Raw genomic sequence first — 19,210 nt, 5'->3', positions numbered from 1 at the left:
CGAGCGTGGCCGGACGCGACGGGTCGCCGCCGACCTGGCCATGGGCGTCCGCTTCGCCTTCACCGGCGGGCGCGAGGGCTGGACCCGGGCGCTGCTGACGGCCGTCGGCGTCGGGCTCGGCGTGGCACTGCTCCTGCTGACGACGGCGATCCCCAACGCGCTCGAGGTCCGGCACGAGCGGGAGGCCGCGCGCACCGACATCACCTTCACCGACGAGCGGCTGGCCAAGGCGGACGACACCCTCATGGTCGCCGACGTCGGTACGGACTTCCGCGACGACACCGTCCGGGGCCGGGCCCTGGAACCGGAGGGGCCGCGGGCGCCGCTGCCCCCGGGGGTGGAGCGGTTCCCGGCGAAGGGCGAGATGGTGGTCTCCCCCGCGCTGAAGGAGCTGCTGGAGTCGGACTCCGGCGCGCTGCTGCGCGAGCGGCTGCCGGACCGGATCGTCGGCACCATCGCGGAGGAGGGGCTGATCGGCTCGGCCGAACTCGCCTTCTACCGGGGAGCCGAAGGGCTCGCGCCGCACATGGACGGCGGCCGGATCGTCCGCATCGACGGGTACGGCAACCCGAACGCCACCTCCGAGCGGTCCGACCCGGTGCTGCTCCTGCTGATCCTCGTCGTCTTCGTGGTGCTGCTGATGCCGGTCGCGGTCTTCATCGCGGCGGCCGTGCGATTCGGCGGGGAGCGGCGGGACCGGCGGCTGGCGGCGCTGCGGCTGGTCGGTTCCGACAGCGGGATGACCCGGCGGATCGCCGCCGGTGAGGCACTGGCGGGTGCGGCGCTGGGGCTGGTCTTCGGCGCCGGGTTCTTCATGATCGGGCGGCAGCTGGCGGGGACCGCCGAGGTGTACCGCATCAGCGTGTTCCCGAGCTACCTCAACCCCTCGCCGCTGCTCGCCCTGCTGGTCGCGGTGGCCGTGCCGGCGGCGGCGGTGCTGGTGACGCTGTTCGCGCTGCGCGGGGTCGTCATCGAACCGCTCGGCGTGGTGCGCGCGGGCCGTCCGCCCCGGCGCCGGCTGTGGTGGCGGCTGCTGCTGCCGCTGGCCGGACTGGCGATGCTCTACCCGATGATCGGCGACGGGCGGGACAACGGCGACTTCAACCAGTACCTGGTGACCGGTGGTGTCGTCCTGCTCCTGGTCGGCGTGACCGCGCTGCTGCCGTGGATCGTGGAGGCCGTCGTCGCCCGGCTCGGTGCCGGCGGCGTGGCCTGGCAGCTGGCCGTGCGCAGGCTGCAGCTGAGCAGCGGTACGGCGGCCCGCATGGTCAACGGCATCGCGGTGGCCGTCGCGGGCGCGATCGCGCTGCAGATGCTCTTCGCCGGCGTGGAGGACGACTACACCCGGCCCACCGGGCAGGACGTGTCGTTGGCGCAGATGGAGGTGATCCTTCCGGACGGGGTGCCGGGGACCCGGGCGGCCGGCAAGCTCCATGACACCGAGGGCGTGAAGGACGTCTACGCCTACTCCGAGGGCTACCTCGGCGACCGCGCCCGGGAACCGGAGCACGGCACGACGGTGACCGTGGGCGACTGCGCGTCGCTGCGGGAGATGGCCGACCTGCCCTCGTGCGCGGACGGGGACGTGTTCGCCGTCCACGGCGCCGAGTGGGACGCCGGGGAGGACGTGACGAAGCTGGCCGCGCCGGGACGGAAGCTGTACCTCGACCCGTCGTACGAGGGCAGCCCGAAGCGCCTGGAGGTGCCCTGGACGGTGCCGCAGGGTGTGAAGGCAGCGAAGCCGCGTCGCGGTCTGCTGGCCGGGATCGACCGGGGCGGCTTCCTGATCACGCCGAAGGCGATGCCCGAGACGCTGGTGCCGGCCCTGGCCGGGCACGCCTACCTCAGACTGGACGAGTCGGTGCCGGACGTGCACGACCGGGTGCGGAACACCACGGTGGCCGTCCATCCGCTGGCGGACGCCGTGGTGTGGGAGGCGACGGAGCGCACCGGCCGGTTCGACGCCATCCGCACCGGTCTGTTCGTCGGGGCGGCGTGCGTGCTGGCGCTGATCGGGGCGAGCCTGCTGGTCTCGCAGCTGGAGCAGCTGCGGGAACGGAAGAAGCTGCTGTCGGCCCTGGTCGCCTTCGGTACCCGGCGCCGCACGCTGAGCATGTCGGTGCTGTGGCAGACGGCGATTCCCATCGTGCTCGGTCTGCTGCTCGCCTCGGTGGTGGGCCTGACTCTGGGCACGGTGCTGCTCAAGATGACGAACACCCCGGTACGGGTCGACTGGACCGGCGTCCTGTCGATGACCGGCATCGGCGCGGCGGTCGTCCTGGTGGTGACCCTGCTGAGCCTGCCGCCGCTGCTGCGGCTGATGCGGCCGGAGGGACTGCGCACGGAGTAGCCCCCGGTTCACGGCTGAGGGACTGAGCGACCGTCCGTCCGGGCGGTCGCTCAGTCGTGCACCGTCCGTACCGGCAGGTCCGCCATCGCCTCCCGCAGCGCCCCCGCCAGTTCCTCGTACTCCCCGGCGCGGGCCGCCCCCGTGCGCATGGCGAGGGCGACGCGGCGGGTGGGGGCCGGGTCGGCGAAGGAGCCGGTGAGGAGCTGGCTGGAGCGGGAGGTCTCCACGCGGACCGCCGTGCGCGGCAGCAGCGTCACGCCCAGGCCGCCCGCCACCAGCTGCACCAGCGTCGACAGCCCCGCCGCCGTCGTAGTCGCGGGGACGTCCGCGCGGCCGGCCTCCCGGCAGATGTCGAGCGCCTGGTCGCGCAGGCAGTGCCCCTCGTCGAGGAGCAACAGGTTCAGCTCGCGCAGCACCGAGCGCTCGATGCCCTCCCGCCCGCCGAGCCGGTGGTCGAGCGGGGTGACGAGCACGAAGTCCTCGTCGAAGAGAGGGAGTTCCGTCACTCCGGGGACGCCGAGCGGCACCGCCAGCAGGAGCAGGTCGAGGCGGCCGGTGGTGAGCCCGTCCAGGAGGCTCGCGGTCTGCTCCTCGTGGACCTGGAGGTCGAGGTCCGGGTAGCGGTCGTGGACGAGCCGCAGCACGGTGGGCAGCAGGTACGGTGCGACGGTCGGGATGACGCCGAGCCGCAGCGCCCCGGTGAAAGGCGCGCGTACCGCCTCCGCCTCCTCCAGCAGCGCGCCGACCTCCGCCAGTACCGCCTTCGTCCGCACCGCGAGCCGTTCCCCCGCCGGGGAGAGCAGCACTTTGCGCGTCGTACGCTCCAGGAGGGTGACACCCAGTGCCTCCTCCAGGGCGGAGACGGCGCCCGAGAGCGCGGGCTGACTCATCCCGATCGCGGCGGCGGCGTCGCGGAAATGCAGGTGCTCGGCGACCGCGGCGAAAGCCCGCAGCTGGGCGAGGCTGGGCTGCCTCTTCTTTCCCGACACTAATAGCCACCTCCGATCAACTCGACCGAGTGTAGCTATTTCCGTAATCAATGCACCCTGTGCCAACATCAATAACGTCCAACCCATGGGAAACACTCGCAAAGTGGGTGTTTCTTCGCTGCATCTTTTGGAGAGCGTGTGCTCACTGTCGGTGACAAGTTCCCCGAGTTCGATCTGACCGCCTGCGTCTCGCTGGAGAAGGGCAAGGAGTTCGAGCAGATCAACCACAAGACCTACGAGGGCAAGTGGAAGGTCGTCTTCGCCTGGCCCAAGGACTTCACCTTCGTGTGCCCGACCGAGATCGCCGCCTTCGGCAAGCTGAACGACGAGTTCGCCGACCGTGACGCGCAGATCCTCGGCTTCTCCGGCGACTCCGAGTTCGTGCACCACGCCTGGCGCAAGGACCACCCGGACCTGACCGACCTGCCCTTCCCGATGATGGCCGACTCGAAGCACGAGCTCATGCGTGACCTCGGCATCGAGGGCGAGGACGGCTTCGCGCAGCGCGCGGTCTTCATCGTGGACCAGAACAACGAGATCCAGTTCACGATGGTCACCGCCGGCTCCGTCGGCCGTAACCCCAAGGAGGTCCTGCGGGTCCTCGACGCCCTGCAGACCGACGAGCTGTGCCCGTGCAACTGGAGCAAGGGCGACGAGACCCTGGACCCGGTCGCGCTGCTCTCGGGGGAGTGAACTGACATGTCGCTCGACTCCCTGAAGTCCGCCGTACCGGACTACGCCAAGGACCTGAAGCTCAACCTGGGCTCGGTCATCGGCAACTCCGACCTCCCGGCGCAGCAGCTGTGGGGCACCGTGCTGGCGACCGCCATCGCCTCGCGCTCCCCCATCGTGCTGCGCGAGCTGGAGCCGGAGGCGAAGGCGAACCTCACGCCCGAGGCGTACTCGGCCGCCAAGTCGGCCGCCGCCATCATGGCGATGAACAACGTCTTCTACCGCACCCGGCACCTGCTGTCGGACCACGAGTACGGCACCCTGCGCGCCGGTCTGCGGATGAACGTCATCGGCAACCCGGGCGTCGACAAGGTCGACTTCGAGCTGTGGTCCTTCGCGGTGTCCGCCATCAACGGCTGCGGCATGTGCCTGGACTCGCACGAGCAGGTGCTCCGCAAGGCCGGTGTGGACCGCGAGACGATCCAGGAGGCGTTCAAGATCGCCGCCGTGGTCGAGGCCGTCGGCGCCACGCTGGACGCGGAGGCCGTGCTGGCCGCGCAGTAGTCCCGCGAGACCGCGTACGACTCGGGCCCCGCTCACCGACTCGGTGAGCGGGGCCCGTTGCGTCGCGGCGGCGGGGTGGTGCCCGCCGGCGGTCCCGCCCACCGGCCGTCGCTAGGTCGGAGAGGTGCCCCCCGGCGTTCCGTCCCCCGCGTCCTTCGCCGACGGTCCCGTGCCCGCCTCCGGTGGGGCTTCCGGGCCTCCGAGGCCCCTGGACCCGCCCGGCTCCGCCGGTGACGCGTCCGTGGACGTCGCGCCGCGCGGCTTCGGCGCCTGCCGTACGGCGGCCTCGCGGGAGTACGCCCGCAGGTAGCCGACGACGGTGTTCGTCACCGCCACCAGTGGTACGGCGACCACCGCGCCGCCGATGCCGGCCACCATGCCGCCCGCGGCCACCGACAGCACCACCGCCAGCGGGTGCACCCGCACCGCGCGCCCCAGGATGAACGGCTGGAGGATGTGGCCCTCGATCTGCTGCACCGCCAGCACCACGACCAGCGTCATGACGGCCGCGAACACGCCCTGCGTCACCAGCGCCACGACCACCGCGAGGGCGCCCGAGACCACCGCCCCGACGAGCGGGATGAAGGCGAACAGGAAGATGAACACGGCCAGCGGGACGGCCATCGGCACATCCAGGAAGTAGATGCCGAGGCCGATGAAGATGGCGTCGATCAGCGCCACGATCACCGTGCCGCGCACGTACGCGGTCAGCGTCCGCCACGCCCGCGGACCGGCACCCGCCACGCCCGGCCGGGCCGCCGCCGGCACCAGCTTCAGGGTCCACTGCCAGATGCGCTTGCCGTCGTAGAGCAGGAAGAGCGTCGAGAAGGCCGCCAGCAGGATGCCGGTGAGCGCCTCGACGACCACCGTGACGCCCTCCAGACCGGCGGACGTTATCTGGTCGGTGTTGGCGCCGACCGCCTCGCGCAGGTTCTTGGCGATCTCGTTGATCTGCTTGTCGGTGACGTGGAAGGGGCTGTTCAGCAGCCAGTTGCGCAGTTCGTCGATGCCGTCCTGGACCTGGTCGGAGAGGTTGTCGATGTTCTCCATGACCTGCCAGGTCACGAACCAGCCGATCAGCCCCATCACCACGAACCCGAGGACCGCGGTCAGGGCGGTGGCCGGCCCCCGCGGCACCCCGAGCCGGCGCAGCCGCGCCACCGTCGGCTGGAGCAGCGCCGTGATCAGCAGCGCGGCCACGAACGCCAGCACCACCAGCTGCACGGCGCTGATGACCCGCATCAGCACCCACAGGGTCCCGGCGAGGACCAGCAGCCGCCACCCGGCCTCAGCGGCGACCCGTACTCCCCAGGGGACGGCCTGGGCGGGATCGGGACGACTCTGGATCACGAGCTGGTGCTGCGGCGCGGTGGCGTGCTCGGACGACGGTTCGTGCCGCGACGGCGGCTCGTGGTGGGCGGACGGTGACGGTTCGCCGTCGGGGTCCTCTGCCCGCGCCTCTTCGCGGCGCTGTTCCAACCGCCTGCTCATCTGCGTCAGTCCGGCGCCGAGCCGACCGAGCCACCCTGGCACTCGCGACATGATCCGTCCTCTTCCCCCGTCTTTCCCCACCACTCCCCCCTGGAGTCGTTTCGGTCCGACCGTACAACGCGGGCACGCGAAAGCCCCTCACCGAAGGACGGCGAGGGGCTGCGCGAGGTTGAGCGGTGGGGCGGCCGGACGGTGCCCGGCGGCTCAGTACCAGTGGTTGGCCTGCCAGAAGGCCCAGGCGTCGCACGGGCTGCCGTAGCGGCTGTCCATGTAGTTGAGGCCCCACTTGATCTGGGTGGCCGGGTTGGTCCGCCAGTCGGCGCCCGCCGAGGCGTACTTGCCGGCCGGGAGGGCCTGGAAGAGGCCGTAGGCGCCGGAGGAGGGGTTGACGGCCTGGTAGTTCCAGCTGGACTCGTGGTCCACGATGTTGCTGAAGCACTGCCACTGGCCGCTGGGCACCATCTGACGGGCCATCGCCTGGATCTGGCTGGTGCTGTAGGAACTCTGGACGGCGAAGCTGGTGGACTCGCGCTGGGCGTCGCGGCTGGCCGCCTTCTCCTGCGCCTCGCGCTTCTTGGCCTCCGCGGCCGCCTGCTTGGCCTTCTCCTGCTTGGCCACGGCGGTCTGGGCGGCTGCCTTGCGGGCCGCCTCCTCAGCGTCCTTCTTGGCGCTCGCGTCCGCGGCGATGGCCTGTACGTCGGCCTGCTGCGTCAGGGACGCGGTCTGCACCTGCGCCTGCTCGCCCATGGGGATGTCCGCAAGCAGCGTCGTGCCGGCTGCTGTGGCTTCCGCGTCGTTGTTCTGCGCGGTGCTGCCCGAGGCAACGCCGACGACACTTCCGACAGCGGTGACCGCCGTGGCCGAGGCCACTGCGAATCCCCGGACCGAGATCCGGCTCACACGGTTTCCTTCCAGCATCGCCCGCTTCGGTGACCCTCGCGGACGCAATCGTGCCCCTGGCGCTGGCCTCCCCAACTACGGGTCACGGGAGGCACGGGCCCGGTGGACAACTCCCCGTGAGGGGAGCGCCGCGTGGTGCTCGGGCGGCATACGACGCTGCTATGGAGTTGGGACTGGTGTTTCTGCGGTGCTGCCGTACCGCTGGGGGTACGGCTGTGTCGTATGCGGGGCCTGACAGGAACGAGACTCTGCCGTAACCCGACGGGGTGAGGCAATTCTGTGCTGCGTGTGAAAGCTCACATCTCGTTTGGCCCAGGGGATTTACGGAAATCCACACACGCGACGACGCCGCCCGGCTAGGCTCTTCGCCTTCCGGACGGCGCCAACCGTCACACAATCGGTCCTCTTCGGACCTGATCCCTCAGATGTGGCCGTCCTCCAGCATTTCGGTCACGAGTGCCGCGATCTGGGACCTCTCGGACCGCGTCAGGGTGACGTGGGCGAAGAGCGGATGACCCTTCAGCTTCTCGACGACGGCGACGACACCGTCGTACCGCCCCACCCGCAGGTTGTCCCGCTGCGCGACGTCGTGGGTCAGGACGACCCGCGAGTTGGCCCCGATGCGGGAGAGCACGGTCAGCAGGACGTTCCGCTCCAGCGACTGGGCCTCGTCCACGATCACGAACGCGTCGTGCAGCGAGCGTCCCCGGATGTGGGTGAGCGGCAGCACCTCCAGCATCCCGCGCGCGGTCACCTCCTCGATGACCTCCCGGCTGGTGACCGCCGAGAGCGTGTCGAAGACCGCCTGCGCCCAGGGGCTCATCTTCTCGGCCTCGGAGCCGGGCAGATAGCCGAGCTCCTGCCCGCCCACCGCGTACAGCGGCCGGAAGACCATCACCTTCTGGTGCTGCCGCCGCTCCAGCACGGCCTCGAGACCCGCGCACAGCGCCAGCGCCGACTTGCCGGTGCCGGCCCGGCCGCCCATCGACACGATGCCGACGTCCGGGTCGAGGAGCAGGTCGAGCGCGATCCGCTGCTCGGCGCTGCGGCCCTTGATGCCGAACGCCTCCCGGTCGCCGCGCACCAGGCGGACGCTGCCGTCGGGCGTCACCCGGCCGAGGGCCTTGCCGCGCTCCGACTGGAGGGTCAGCCCGGTGTGCACGGGAAGGTCGGCGACCTCGGGGACGAAGACCCGCCCCTCCTCGAAGAGGATGTCCACCTGCTCACCCGGCAGGGTGAGTTCGGACATGCCGGTCCAGCCGGAGGCGTCCGTGATGGCGAGCTCGGCGCGGTACTCCTCGGCGAGCAGGCCCACGGAGGACGCCTTGATCCGCAGCGGGAGGTCCTTGGACACGACGGTGACGTCGTATCCCTCCGCCTGCAGATTGCGTGCGACCGCGAGGATGCGGGAGTCGTTGTCCCCCAGGCGGTAGCCGGTGGGCAGCACGCTGGGGTCCGAGTGGTTCAGCTCGACACGCACCGTGCCGCCGAGATCCCCGATGGGGATGGGGGCGTCGAGGCGACCGTGCCGTACCCGGAACTCGTCGAGCAGGCGCAGGGCCTGCCGGGCGAAGTAGCCGAGTTCGGGATGGTGCCGCTTGGCCTCCAGCTCCGTCACCACGACGATCGGGAGCACGACCTCGTGCTCGTCGAAGCGGTTCAGGGCGTTCGGGTCGGCCAGCAGGACGCTGGTGTCGAGAACGTAGGTGCGCCGATCTGGCTTGTGGCGCTTTGTGCTGGTCACCACGGAAGGACGTACCCCCTCGGAAGAGGTCGGGGAGCGACGGAGTGGACGCTGGGCCGGGAGAGCGGGAACGAGCCGACCGGTCGACGGCCGCCCTGCACTGGCGCGGGCCGCGAGCCGGCCCTCCGCCGCGTCTTCCGTGCCGTGACCGCACGGTGGGGCTGGTGCAAAGGGCCTCCCGGGCGGACGGCTCCGCGCCGTCCGCTGAGATCCGACACCCGTGGTTCGGGCGTCGACCTGCTTGGCTTATGCCCTCGAACAAGCGCCGCCATGCCACGGCACAGGACGGCGCACCGGTGAACTCCTCATGACGGGCGCCCCTCGGGCGCTTCTCGCGCGCCCCTCCGGAAACGGGCATAAAAAACGGGCCGGTCCGTGGGGGGGGGAGACGGACCGGCCCGAGGGGGGGCTTCCACCATAACCCTTCGTAAGGGATGCCGCGCGCATCGGCGTGCCAAAACTACTCTCCGAAATCACCCGACGACGCCCGGGTGGCTACGGAAGCGGTCATTCCGCCGTGAATCATGGCCAAAACGGAGCGGATGGAAAGGGGAAGGGCGCGCCCGGAACGCACCGGAGGGGCGATCCGACAGCCCTCCGTACCCTTCGGCAACCGCGCGGCGGACCGCCCCCGCTTACCTCCACCGGGTGACCTCACCGGCGAACGCCCGCTTGACCGGGCACCGCGCAGCCCCCTCCACTGCGCGGTGCCACACGCGCAGCTTTGCTCACGCGAATTACCTGGCTCCGAACTTACGTGATCAGGCGGGTCGGGTTCGACGCGGGAAGGGCAACGATGAATAACGATGTGGAAAACCTGTGAGGATCCGTGGGTGATTGCACACCCTCTCTCCAGGCGCGCGGACATTTGCGAATGTAGGCACTTTATGCCCGGAAGATCCCGTACGCGGCCACGTCATCGGCAAGCCGGTGAAGGCCGGGAACCGTCCCGCTCCTCCCCTGACGTCACCTCACGACGGAGACGACGGGAACCCACTTGGAGCACGGTGAGCCTTCGCCGCCTCGAACGACAGTTCTTGGCCAAGTCCGCCCGAACGGGCACGCCGGTCGCCGACGTGGCCGGTGCGATGCCCGGCGTCCACACCCGGGTCCTCTCCACGGCGGAGTCGTCGGTCGGCATCCGGGCCGACGGCATGCCCCGGACGGACGTACGGACCCTCCTGCGGCCGACCGGCTCGCCCTCCGCACCGCCCTGCCGGGGGTCCCTCACGCGCGGGGCTTGCGGACGTCGAAGAGGTGACGCGCGCTGTGGGCGACGAAGGGCCCCTCGGCCTCGATGCGCTCGTGCATCTCGCGCAACCGGTCCCGGTACGCCTCGACGGTGAACCCGGGCACCATCCACACGACCTTACGCAGGAAGTGCACGACGGCGCCGATGTCGTGGAACTCCATCCGCAGCCGTTCCGCCCGCAGGTCGACGACCTCCAGCCCGGCGGCCTCGGCGTCGGCACGCTCCCGGTCGGGGTGGCGATGGATCCGGGTCTCCTCCGGCTGGGGCCCGAGGAAGAACTCGACGACCTCGAAGACGCTGGCCGACCCGACGTGCTGGGCGAAGTACGTACCGCCGGGCGCGAGGACCCGGGCGATCTCCGACCAATGCGGAACGACGGGATGCCGGCTCACGACCAGGTCGAAGGCCCCGTCCGCGAAGGGGAACGGCGCGTCGTCGGGCGAGGCGACCACGGGGACGCCCCGGGGGCGGAGCAGCTCGGTGGCCTTCGCGACGTTGGGCGGCCACCCTTCGGTGGCGACCAGGAGCGAGGGCCGGCGCGGGGCGACGGTTCCGAGGGCGAAGTCCAGCACCTCCCCTCCCCCGGTCTGTACGTCCAGCACGGCCCCGGCCCGGGCGAGCCGCCTGCCCATGGAACGCGCGTACCCCCAGGAGGGCCGGGCCTCACTGGCCCGCCCCTCGAACCAGGAGAAGTCCCACCCTTCGGTGGGGACGGCGGCGCCTTCGGCGACGAGTTCGTCGAAGGTACGGGGGGTCGGCGGTGCCATGGGGTCCAATCGGGACGGGGGGGGTGGGGGCGCGGCGGGGTGGAGGCGCGGGGGCGCGGGGGGGGCGGGGAGAGGGCGGAGAAAGCGATCCAGCGGCCCGGAGACACAGGACGTGGAGCCGCACGCAGGACGCAGAGACACAGGGAGGTGTCGCCGGGCGGGAACCCGACGGGCTACGCCACCAAGGGGCGGACGCCCTCGGCGGCGAACCGCACGAAGCCCTCCGGATCGGGCTCGTCACCGGTCGGCTGAAGAATCACGGAGTCCGCCCCGGCCTCGGCCAACCGCCGCACGGCCTCGGCAACGGCCCCCGCGTCCCCGGCCACCCCGAGATCCGGAACCGACTCGACCCCTTCGGCGACCAGCTCGGCCCGCAACCGCTCACGGGCGCCGACACCGGTGGCGGCAAGCAAATAGACGACGACCTTGTGCGCCTCCGTCCGCCCGGCGGCCGCACGCCCCTCGTCGATCAACCGCCGGGCCCGGCGTACGCCGTCCGGCGGGGTGGACGCGGTGAGAACGGTCCCGTCGGCGGCCTCACCGGCCAGCCGCAGCGAACGTGGCCCGGTGACGCCGGCCAGCACCTCGACGCCCTGTCCCGGCGGCCAGTCCAGCGCGACGCCGTCGAGCCGCACGTACCGCCCCTCGGTCGTCACCCGCTCCCCTCCCAACAGGGCTCGCAGGGCGAGAAGATGCTCCCGCAGCAGAGTGACGGGCGACTCCACCCGAGCCCCGACCTGCCCCATCCAGTCCTGCACACCGTGCCCGACGCCGAGGACCGCGCGGCCGGGGAACATCCGGTGCAGCGTCGCAGCCTCCATCGCGGTGATCGCCACGTTCCGCAGGGGCACGGGCAACAGCCCGACCCCGACCCGCACCCGCTCGGTCCACGCGAGCGCGGCGGCGGCCGTGGAGATCCCGCCCTCACGGAAGCAGTCCTCCCAGAGCCACAGCTCCTCCAGCCCGGCCTCATCGGCGGTACGAGCGACGGCACGCAGGCGCTCCGGGGCGAGCTGAGGGCGGAAAACGGCACCGAGTCCAGTCATGCATGCCTTCCTACCTGCGGCTCGTCCGCCGGACAACCGCTTTACGAGTCAGCACCCAAGGGCTTCTCGAAACGGACCGTCTCGACGACCTGCCGCAGAATCGCCCGGTACTCCTCCCTGCGGGCGGTGGCGGTGGTACTGAGCGTGAGGACGGCGAGGCGCTTGCAGTCGGGGTGGGGGAGGTGGGCGTGGATCTGGAGGAGGGGCAGCTGAGGGACACCGCTATTGGCTGCCGGACAGAGCACGGCCTCACTGATGGTGAGAGGGCCGGTGGGCAGTTCGAGGTACTCGACATGGCTGCGGTCCACCGATTCGGCCGCAGCACGGGCAACGGTCGCCGCACGCGGGGCCACCGCAGTGCCGCGCCACGAGATAGTGAACAGGGAGAGCAGAGGCTGTGCGCCCCCACGGGCCGGGCCTTGGACGTCATCGCGATGCAGGCCGACCGAACAGTGGACGGTGCCGAACTCACGCAGCGCTCCCAGCATCCGCTGCCCCGAGGCGAGGAGCGCGATGAGCTTCTGCAGAGCCTGCTCACTGGGTGCCGATTCGAGCAGCGGCGCGGCAGCCGTGCGTAATGCGTCGGCGCCCGGGGTTCCCGGCTCGGCGAGCAGAACGTCCAATGGCAGGGGCGTGAACCCGGCGGGCTCTGCGAACCAGAGTTCTGCATGGGGATCGTCGACGGATTCATCGACGATGAGCACACCGGACCTCACTGCACGCCTCATTTCGGGAACAGGGCTGGAGGGGATGGACGCCCGCGCGTCGACCGCGCTCGATGTCATCGGGGGTAGCGCCCCAGTCGGCGAAGCGCCATCCGCTCCGCACATGCATGCGCTGCTCGAGGACATGCAGCCGGCGAGGGGCGGTACCGCGTCGCGTGGGCGCGGCGACGAGCCCGATGAACCGTGGGTCACCGGCGAACCAGAGGGTTTCGATGTCTGCTTTCAGGCCGGGCTTGGCGCGGGGGGCCATGCGGCGGGACCACCACCCCCTACGGAGGTGGCGGGGGAAAACAAGCGGCAAGGACTGTGCTTGGCAAGCTGGGTTGGGAAACTCAAACCAGCCGTATTGCTCACGCACTACCTCGGGTCTCCTGGTCAGCCCCCGCGGAACGTTTCGAGCAATCTGCCACGGATACGCACGCAGAATCCTCAGCATCAAGAAGGCTGTGGGGAAATACTTCAGTTGCGTCAGCACCCGATAAGGCCCGTAGAGAAAATACGGCATAAAGACCCACGCAACCCAGTTGGGCGCATAGGCGGAGACCGCTAGCAGAATAACCCAACCACCGATCCAGCCGATCAAACCGCTGATGTTCATGGCCATGTGCAGGATCCACGCCCACCGCGTAGGGGGGTGACTCCAAGCGGTGGCGCAGGCGACAGGATCCACAGCTGCTTACTCTCCCTGTGCGAGTCAGAAGACATGGCGGACGAGACCGATGATTCCTCCACTGTCCAGGACGAGACGAGAGCCATCGATTCCTGCAACAGCACCGTCCTTAATACCGTCGTCGTCGGCATCCACTGCCTTGGTGTAAAGGCCGAGCCCTCCAGTGGCAACGCCAGCGAGGCCAGAAGTCGCGGTCACTACTCTCGCCGCCCTTTCCGGGTCGGAACACCCACGCACAGCTCGCGCAACCAACCGGTTCTCCAAGCCGACGATACGCTCAGCTTCATCCAATGACCGTGAACCATAGGTGCCTGCCTTCTGCCAGAATCCCAGTGTCTGCCCACCCGTACGAACAGCGTCCGTTGCTTCGATGCTGCCCTTGAGTGCAGCCCCCAATCCCGGCAATGCACCTGCGAAATCCGCACCCACCGAAACGGCGTTGCTCCAGAAGTCGGCGTCCAATTCTCCCTTGGTGAAGCCGTCCATAAGAGACGCCCGCACCTCTGAGTCAGTCAGCCTCAGTGCCAGCGCTGTAGCGCTCAGTCCCGAAGCCGTGAGCATCAGCGCCGCAACCGTCGCCAGACCCCAGCCCAACGGCCCCGACAGCAGAAGCGCCACCACGCCGATGAGTCCCGCCGTGAAGCTCAGGATGTCCGGCAGGTTGTCGCCGAGCCAGTCCAGTACCTCGTCGAACCACCCCGGCTCGTGCGGCACCAGCTTCTTCGTGGCGTCGCGGATCTTGCCGGCCCGGTATCCGGCCTTCTCCTCGTGCTCTTCGGCCAGGCTCTTCGCCTTGCCGATGATCTTCCGCAGCTCGCTCTCGGCGTCGTCCAGGGCCCCGTTGGCGTGCGTCAAGGCCTTCCGCGCGGCATCGCGATCCGCGCCCTCTGCCTTGAGGCCGGGGTCCTCACCCGCCGCGTCCGCGCGCCCCTGTGCGCGGACGACCGCGGCGCGAGCGTCCTTCGCGTCCTCGTCGAGCTTCTTGGCACGCCGCTGGAAGTCGTCGAGTTCGCCCTCCCAGCGGCTCAGCTGTCTGGCCGCCTTGCGGACGGAATGGGCCGCGTTCTTGAGGTTCAGCGGCAGCGGTCCCCCGTCGAGCTGCTCGCGGAAGGCGACCGCGGCATCGCCCTTCCAGTAGCTGCCGTCCAGGAGCTTGGTGACCGTGTCGTAGGTCTCCTGGAGGACGTCGGCGCAACCGCTGAGCTTCTTCCGCAGGGTTCGCACGGTCTCCGTGTCGCCCGGTACGGGGTTGAAACCGAGGTGCGGATAGTCGGGGTTGGGGATGCGCGGGGCCGACTTGAGGCCCTGAGGCTTGTCCAGGTCGGCCCGGGACCGCGGATCCAGGGCGGCCCCGTACTGATCCTGCCCGGCGCCGACGGTCACTTCTCGCCGCCGCTCTTGACCTCGCGCGACTTCCGCACGGCCTCCTCGAGCGCCTTGTCGACCTCGAGGTAGCTGTCTTTGCTCTTGCCGATGATGTCGGCAAGGTCATCCGTCTGCTTGCCGATCTCCTCCGAGCCGTATTTCCAGTCCTCCTGGAAGGCCTCGCACGCCGAGTCGAGGTCATCCGTGCCCAGGCCGGTGATGGTCGCGTCCGACAGTGCCTTGCGGACGCCGTTGAGTGATGCCGACGATTTCCTCAGCGACTTCATGAAGCGCCCGAGCTCGTCACCGTCGACAGCGAGCCGCCCCGCCATGTGTCCGTCCCCTCTCCGGTCGACCTGCACCGATGAGGGGAACGACGACATCCGGTTTTCGTGGCGTGCGCACGGAGGCTGCCCCTCTTGGGGGTGTCACTTACGCACGGAGGGCTGGTGGCACCGTCAGCGGTTGACGGCCTGGATCTCCTGGACGACGACGTCCTGGGTGGCACCGAACGTCCCGTCGGGAAGGTCGCCGCCCGCGTCGCCGGTACCGGTCCAGTGGATCTCCCAGGTGACCGTCGCCTGGAGAGGGAACGTCCTGTCGCCCGAGGACCGCAGGTACTTCACTCCGCACGGCGGCATGTCGTTCGCCTTGCCCTTCTCGTACGGCTCACCGATACGACCGTCCTTGATCTCGCAGACGCCCGAGGCCGGGTAGGTCTCGGCGTCCGGGGTGCCCGGCTCGATCTGCAGCGAGACCGGCTCCGCCGTGGCCGTCGCCTCGACGCCGATCGCCTCCACGGAGGCGGTGACCGAAACGGGCTTAAACTCGGCACCGTCCAGCCACGCCCATGTCGGGAGGTTCACCTTGGTGGCCTCGGCTGGTGCGAGTGTCACCTCGGTGCCGGGGACCCGGATCTCTGCGTAGGCGAGTTCGGCGAGGATCTCCGGGGTGACGGCGTTCTCGATGTTTGCGGGAGGCGCGTCGCCCGTGTCCACCCAGAAGTAGTCCTCGTCGCAGGAGTCCCAGCCCGGCGGGTAGGCCTTGTTGACGTACGAGCCCCACCAGTAGCCTTCGCCGGCCTTGTCCTTGTTGAAGGCCTTCTTCTCGTCGTTGGCGTTGTATTTCTCCCGCTGTTCGGCGTCCCACTCGTAACCCGTGGAGCCGGCTTCCCAGATGGGTTCCAGGTGCTTCTGCAGCTGTTCCGGGGTGTACTTGGGGGCGTACCAGCAGGGTGGCGGGCTCCAGGACGTGGATGACGTCAATGCCCCGACGGAGTCTCCGCTGCCGTTCTTCGAACGGTCGAAAACGACACCGCCGACGGTGACCGAAACGGTGCCTTCGCCGTCCGTTTCGGCCTGCTGCTCTGTCGAGCCGCGGGTACCACCCTCACCACGCCCGCCGGCGAGCGCAGTGGGGGCCGAGATCAGCGGGACACTGGCAAGCGCTACAAGAGTTGCGACCCTCAGACTGTTTCTCACGGCTGGCATGTTTTGCTCCCCCGTTCCGACGCGATGTCGGTGGTCTGCCATACGCCCTCAGCGCTCTTCGCGAGTTTGGTGTTGTAGAGGACGTAGCTGTCCGCCGTCGTCGGCGTGTCGTCGACCTTGCCCGTCTTCTTGTCCTTGATGAATGACTTGCTCTCGTCCGAGCAGTACGTCACGTATGCCTGGTCGTCCTTGACGAGGTTCACCTTGTAGTCGAAGTACCGGGTCTCGCCGACCCACGTGCGCTGCTTGTCGATGTACCCATTGACATAGGTGATCGAGTTGCTCAGGGCTGACTCGGCGTTGTAGAAGCCGAGGGCCTTGGTGTCCGTGCTGGCCTTGAAGATGGCCTCGTCCACAGAGTTGACACTCAACGTGCTGTCCGCGAGGACAGCGTCCTTCGCCGCGTCTCCGGTCTTCTGATATTCGAATACGTTCTTGGCGTCGGCCGGAAAAGTGATCTCCGGGCGGCCGCCGGTGTCCGACGCGCTAAGGCTGGCGGAGGCCGACGCCTCGCTTCCCGTGTCCGCCCCCGCGATCTTGTCGTTCTCGCCGGAGGCCTTGTCGTCGCTTCCGCACGCGGACAGCGTCAAGGCCGCTGTGGCGGTCAGCGTGAGCGCTGCGAGGAAGGTGGGGCGGCGGCGATTCACGGTCGGCTCCTGGAAGGGCGAGGGTTCTCTCGAGCGAAGCCACGCTATCCAGCGGGATCGGACGGCACCAGGGTGAAGGCTGTCTCCCTGTGGTGTTCCCGGGACTCAAATCAGCCTTACGTGTGCCTTCTTGGGCAGTAACGGTTGCGTAACGCGGCAGCGCGGGCGCAAAGAGGGCGGCGATCGCGCTTGGCGCCGCGGGTCCCTGTCGTGGGTGAGCCGTGACGGATACGTTCGGACGGGCGGCAGCGGACTGCGGGGGCAGGAGGGGTCGGTATGGGGCGGCGGTGGCGGGACGGGGCGGGTTGGCTGGTGGTGGACGGGGAGGTCGGTGGCGGAGGTGTCCGCGTTCCCTTGGAGATCGCCGGGTCGTACCGCGCCCGCACCCGGGGGCTGTTGGGGCGGGACTCACTCGACGGGGCGATGCTCCTCTCCCCTGCCAACAGCGTGCACACGTTCCGGATGCGGATGCCCATCGACGTGGCCTACCTCGACCGGCGGCTGGTCGTCATCGCTGTGCGCACGATGCGGCCGGGCAGGCTCGGGCTTCCCCGTGTGCGTTCCCGGCATGTGCTGGAGGCGGAGGCCGGGGCGATGGCCGGGTGGGGCGTTCGGGTCGGGGTGCGGGTGGGGGTGGAGCCCGGGGAGGCAGATCAGGCAGTGGGAGGGGAGACCGGTGAGTCGGGCGGGTGATGGCCGCAGGCGGCACCGGTCCTCACGGCCAGGCGGTGGACTGTGCCAGGAACACGTCGGGGTCGCTCTCCACGGGCAGGACACAGACCAGGTGGCCGCCGGGGACCCGCAGCACACGGCACTCCTCCCACTGCGTGATCTGCTCCGCGCCCAGCGCGGTCAGGCGCGCGGTCTCCGCGTCGGGGTCGTCGGTCTCGATGTCGAGGTGGATGCGGGGTGCGTCGTCGACTGCCTGCACCGCGGTGACCAGCCCGGGCAGCGCCTGGTGGAGCGTGGTGAACTGCGGTTGCGGAGCGAAGGGACTGGCCGTCACGCCGAGTGCCGCCGCCCAGAAGTCCGCTGCCCGGGCCGCCTCCTCTTCCGGTGCGTCGATCAGAACGGCATACACGCGGCTTCTGTGCATGTCGTGCCCCCTCTTTCCATGTCATGGGCGCGGGCGCATCAGGTGAAGGTCCTCGCCCCAGTCGTCCAGCGTCGGCCCATGGCCGGCCTCCCGCGCCACCGCTTCGACCTGGCTGAACAGCCGTCGTTGCAGGTCGGTGTCGCCCTGTGCCGTGATCCGGCCGATCGTGGCCAGGAGTTCGGGGGCGTTCCAACGCGGTAGTGGGAATCTGTCGAGTTCCCACGTCAGGTACTTGTTGTAGGGGCGGGGGCGACGGTCGAGAGCGAACAGGAACTCCAGGAGGAAGCCGATGCTGTCGCCCGCGTCGAGGTGGGCGGCGAGCGGGTGGCCGTCGCGGGCGTTCTTCACCGACCGGTAGTGCGAGTTCGCGTACGCGTCGAGCCAGCCAGCTGCCGCGCGGGACGCCTCTGCGGTCTCCAGGCGTCCCTTCGCGGCGACGATCGACGCGATCTCACCGTCCAGCCGGTCGAGCAGGACTCGGCCCCGGGCGATTCCGTAGCGCTCCAGGCCGTCGAGCCGGCGGAACCCCTCCACCGTCGTGACGACGAGATCCAGATCGGCGCTACGGCAGTTGTCGAGGCCTGCGAGGGCGGCCTCACGTTCGTCGGAGACGATGGCGTACACGTCGTGGTCGGAGTGCTCGGTGACCATGCCCTCGTGTGCGTGCGAACCCTTGAGGACCAGGCCCAGGACGGCGGGAGCCGCGGTGGCTCGTGCGATCAGCGTCGCGTAGTCCGTGGGGCGGTGTGGGGGCGGGTGAGCGATCTCCGGCACGTTCGGCACGCTATCTGCGTCGGCCACCCGCGTCATCTTGATTTCCGGCGTCCCGACGCGGGTGCGGCGCGGCGTCGGCGCCGGGGCCCGCGCTACGGGGAGACGACGTGCAGTAGCGCCGTGGCGTCCCATCCGGTCGATGCCTGGATCACGACGGCATCGGACTGAGGGCTCGGTCGTGTGCGGCCGGCTCCGCCGCAGGAGGTGCCGCTGCCGTTCTCCCGGATCGCGGTGACGCACCCCCGGCCCTGACCGCTCGCGCCGCCCTTCGCCTGGCCGTTGCCCGACTTCACCGTGTACTCGATCTTGTTCTGACCGACCTCTGTCACGGACAGCGTCACGGCTCCGCCCGGGCCCTGGAAGCGGACGGTCACGGGCTTGGTCACCGCGACCTCGCAGTTTCCGTCGGCGCAGGCACGGATGTCATCGCCGTCCGCCGCCGAGACGGAGGGTTCCGGCGTCGCGGTGGGTGACTGCGGAGTCGCCCGGGACGGCGAGGGGCGGTCCTGGGTGGCTGCCGATGCCTTGTCGGTTTCGTCGGTCGGGTTCGGGCTGCCGCAGGCGGTCAGGGAGAGGGTGGCCGTCAGCGCCGCGATGAGCGCGGCTGCCGGTGGCCGACGTCGGTGGTTCCGCTTTCCTGCGCGGGTCGTCCTGTTCCGCATCGGTGC

At 69.9% G+C, this 19,210-nt stretch carries 19 protein-coding genes; 4 read left to right on the top strand and 15 right to left on the bottom strand.

What is annotated here, in order from left to right; translation table 11 throughout:
- Positions 1–40 precede the first annotated feature (40 nt).
- Entirely contained in the window at positions 41–2,350 is a 2,310-nt protein-coding gene (locus tag ACLIN4_RS22730; protein ID WP_411576775.1) for an ABC transporter permease, read from the top strand.
- 50 nt (positions 2,351–2,400) lie between these two features.
- On the opposite strand, the gene ACLIN4_RS22725 is transcribed toward ACLIN4_RS22730, so the two are convergent.
- Complete coding sequence (locus tag ACLIN4_RS22725) at positions 2,401–3,339, bottom strand: LysR substrate-binding domain-containing protein (protein ID WP_107480317.1); 939 nt, start codon at positions 3,337–3,339, stop codon at positions 2,401–2,403.
- A gap of 138 nt (positions 3,340–3,477) precedes the next feature.
- Between ACLIN4_RS22725 and ACLIN4_RS22720 the strand changes: the two genes are divergently transcribed.
- Positions 3,478–4,032: a peroxiredoxin gene (locus tag ACLIN4_RS22720; RefSeq protein ID WP_100049627.1), complete on the top strand. Its 555-nt coding sequence runs from the start codon at positions 3,478–3,480 to the stop codon at positions 4,030–4,032.
- Between the two features lie 6 nt (positions 4,033–4,038).
- Positions 4,039–4,575, top strand: a complete 537-nt coding sequence (locus tag ACLIN4_RS22715) for an alkyl hydroperoxide reductase (protein WP_217246645.1) — start codon at positions 4,039–4,041, stop codon at positions 4,573–4,575.
- Positions 4,576–4,686: 111 nt separating this feature from the next.
- On the opposite strand, the gene ACLIN4_RS22710 is transcribed toward ACLIN4_RS22715, so the two are convergent.
- The 11 genes from ACLIN4_RS22710 to ACLIN4_RS22660 form a co-directional block, all read right to left on the bottom strand.
- Complete coding sequence (locus ACLIN4_RS22710; RefSeq protein WP_381911636.1) at positions 4,687–6,117, bottom strand: AI-2E family transporter; 1,431 nt, start codon at positions 6,115–6,117, stop codon at positions 4,687–4,689.
- A gap of 153 nt (positions 6,118–6,270) precedes the next feature.
- The gene (locus tag ACLIN4_RS22705) at positions 6,271–6,966 is read right to left on the bottom strand and encodes a transglycosylase SLT domain-containing protein (RefSeq protein WP_179342787.1); all 696 of its coding nucleotides are present in this window, start codon (positions 6,964–6,966) and stop codon (positions 6,271–6,273) included.
- A gap of 421 nt (positions 6,967–7,387) precedes the next feature.
- Positions 7,388–8,713, bottom strand: a complete 1,326-nt coding sequence (locus ACLIN4_RS22700) for a PhoH family protein (RefSeq protein ID WP_100049624.1) — start codon at positions 8,711–8,713, stop codon at positions 7,388–7,390.
- A 1,224-nt stretch (positions 8,714–9,937) separates the two neighbouring features.
- The gene (locus ACLIN4_RS22695; RefSeq protein WP_411576154.1) at positions 9,938–10,729 is read right to left on the bottom strand and encodes a class I SAM-dependent methyltransferase; all 792 of its coding nucleotides are present in this window, start codon (positions 10,727–10,729) and stop codon (positions 9,938–9,940) included.
- A gap of 173 nt (positions 10,730–10,902) precedes the next feature.
- Entirely contained in the window at positions 10,903–11,775 is an 873-nt protein-coding gene (locus ACLIN4_RS22690; RefSeq protein WP_411576153.1) for an LLM class flavin-dependent oxidoreductase, read from the bottom strand.
- Between the two features lie 41 nt (positions 11,776–11,816).
- Positions 11,817–12,479 (bottom strand): hypothetical protein, encoded by a 663-nt coding sequence (locus tag ACLIN4_RS22685; protein WP_289904293.1) that lies wholly within the window; start codon positions 12,477–12,479, stop codon positions 11,817–11,819.
- On the bottom strand, positions 12,463–13,104 hold the full coding sequence (locus tag ACLIN4_RS22680; RefSeq protein WP_411576152.1) for a hypothetical protein: 642 nt from the start codon (positions 13,102–13,104) through the stop codon (positions 12,463–12,465). The genes ACLIN4_RS22685 and ACLIN4_RS22680 overlap by 17 nt, the downstream gene beginning before the upstream one ends.
- Positions 13,105–13,194: 90 nt before the next feature.
- Positions 13,195–14,553 (bottom strand): putative T7SS-secreted protein, encoded by a 1,359-nt coding sequence (locus ACLIN4_RS22675; protein ID WP_411576151.1) that lies wholly within the window; start codon positions 14,551–14,553, stop codon positions 13,195–13,197.
- Positions 14,550–14,918, bottom strand: coding sequence for a hypothetical protein (locus ACLIN4_RS22670; RefSeq protein ID WP_381911648.1), 369 nt, complete (start codon positions 14,916–14,918; stop codon positions 14,550–14,552). Before ACLIN4_RS22670 ends, ACLIN4_RS22675 begins: the two co-directional genes overlap by 4 nt.
- A gap of 75 nt (positions 14,919–14,993) precedes the next feature.
- Positions 14,994–16,025, bottom strand: a complete 1,032-nt coding sequence (locus ACLIN4_RS22665) for a hypothetical protein (protein ID WP_411576150.1) — start codon at positions 16,023–16,025, stop codon at positions 14,994–14,996.
- Complete coding sequence (locus tag ACLIN4_RS22660; RefSeq protein ID WP_411576149.1) at positions 16,013–16,672, bottom strand: hypothetical protein; 660 nt, start codon at positions 16,670–16,672, stop codon at positions 16,013–16,015. Before ACLIN4_RS22660 ends, ACLIN4_RS22665 begins: the two co-directional genes overlap by 13 nt.
- Positions 16,673–16,948: 276 nt before the next feature.
- On the opposite strand from ACLIN4_RS22660, the gene ACLIN4_RS22655 reads away from it, so the two are divergent.
- Positions 16,949–17,365, top strand: coding sequence for a DUF192 domain-containing protein (locus ACLIN4_RS22655; RefSeq protein ID WP_290013593.1), 417 nt, complete (start codon positions 16,949–16,951; stop codon positions 17,363–17,365).
- Positions 17,366–17,387: 22 nt separating this feature from the next.
- On the opposite strand, the gene ACLIN4_RS22650 is transcribed toward ACLIN4_RS22655, so the two are convergent.
- The 3 genes from ACLIN4_RS22650 to ACLIN4_RS22640 are packed head-to-tail and all read right to left on the bottom strand — an operon-like array spanning position 17,388 to position 19,204.
- On the bottom strand, positions 17,388–17,753 hold the full coding sequence (locus tag ACLIN4_RS22650; protein WP_411576148.1) for a VOC family protein: 366 nt from the start codon (positions 17,751–17,753) through the stop codon (positions 17,388–17,390).
- A 36-nt stretch (positions 17,754–17,789) separates the two neighbouring features.
- The gene (locus ACLIN4_RS22645) at positions 17,790–18,578 is read right to left on the bottom strand and encodes a hypothetical protein (protein WP_373420255.1); all 789 of its coding nucleotides are present in this window, start codon (positions 18,576–18,578) and stop codon (positions 17,790–17,792) included.
- A gap of 56 nt (positions 18,579–18,634) precedes the next feature.
- Entirely contained in the window at positions 18,635–19,204 is a 570-nt protein-coding gene (locus ACLIN4_RS22640; RefSeq protein WP_289904307.1) for a hypothetical protein, read from the bottom strand.
- Between the last annotated feature and the right edge of the window lie 6 nt (positions 19,205–19,210).

It is taken from the genome of Streptomyces mutabilis, assembly GCF_046628145.1.
GTDB lineage: Bacteria > Actinomycetota > Actinomycetes > Streptomycetales > Streptomycetaceae > Streptomyces > Streptomyces mutabilis.
This window is presented reverse-complemented; position numbering and strand designations above follow the sequence as displayed.

Excerpts from the sequence above, each read along its gene's own strand:
- ACLIN4_RS22730 (WP_411576775.1), top strand. The coding sequence starts at position 41 with ATGGGCGTCCGCTTCGCCTTCACCGGCGGGCGCGAGGGCTGGACCCGG.
- ACLIN4_RS22715 (WP_217246645.1), top strand. The coding sequence starts at position 4,039 with ATGTCGCTCGACTCCCTGAAGTCCGCCGTACCGGACTACGCCAAGGAC.
- ACLIN4_RS22710 (WP_381911636.1), bottom strand. The coding sequence starts at position 6,117 with ATGTCGCGAGTGCCAGGGTGGCTCGGTCGGCTCGGCGCCGGACTGACG.
- ACLIN4_RS22695 (WP_411576154.1), bottom strand. The coding sequence starts at position 10,729 with ATGGCACCGCCGACCCCCCGTACCTTCGACGAACTCGTCGCCGAAGGC.
- ACLIN4_RS22690 (WP_411576153.1), bottom strand. The coding sequence starts at position 11,775 with ATGACTGGACTCGGTGCCGTTTTCCGCCCTCAGCTCGCCCCGGAGCGC.
- ACLIN4_RS22680 (WP_411576152.1), bottom strand. The coding sequence starts at position 13,104 with ATGGCCATGAACATCAGCGGTTTGATCGGCTGGATCGGTGGTTGGGTT.
- ACLIN4_RS22670 (WP_381911648.1), bottom strand. The coding sequence starts at position 14,918 with ATGTCGTCGTTCCCCTCATCGGTGCAGGTCGACCGGAGAGGGGACGGA.
- ACLIN4_RS22665 (WP_411576150.1), bottom strand. The coding sequence starts at position 16,025 with ATGCCAGCCGTGAGAAACAGTCTGAGGGTCGCAACTCTTGTAGCGCTT.
- ACLIN4_RS22655 (WP_290013593.1), top strand. The coding sequence starts at position 16,949 with ATGGGGCGGCGGTGGCGGGACGGGGCGGGTTGGCTGGTGGTGGACGGG.
- ACLIN4_RS22645 (WP_373420255.1), bottom strand. The coding sequence starts at position 18,578 with ATGACGCGGGTGGCCGACGCAGATAGCGTGCCGAACGTGCCGGAGATC.
- ACLIN4_RS22640 (WP_289904307.1), bottom strand. The coding sequence starts at position 19,204 with ATGCGGAACAGGACGACCCGCGCAGGAAAGCGGAACCACCGACGTCGG.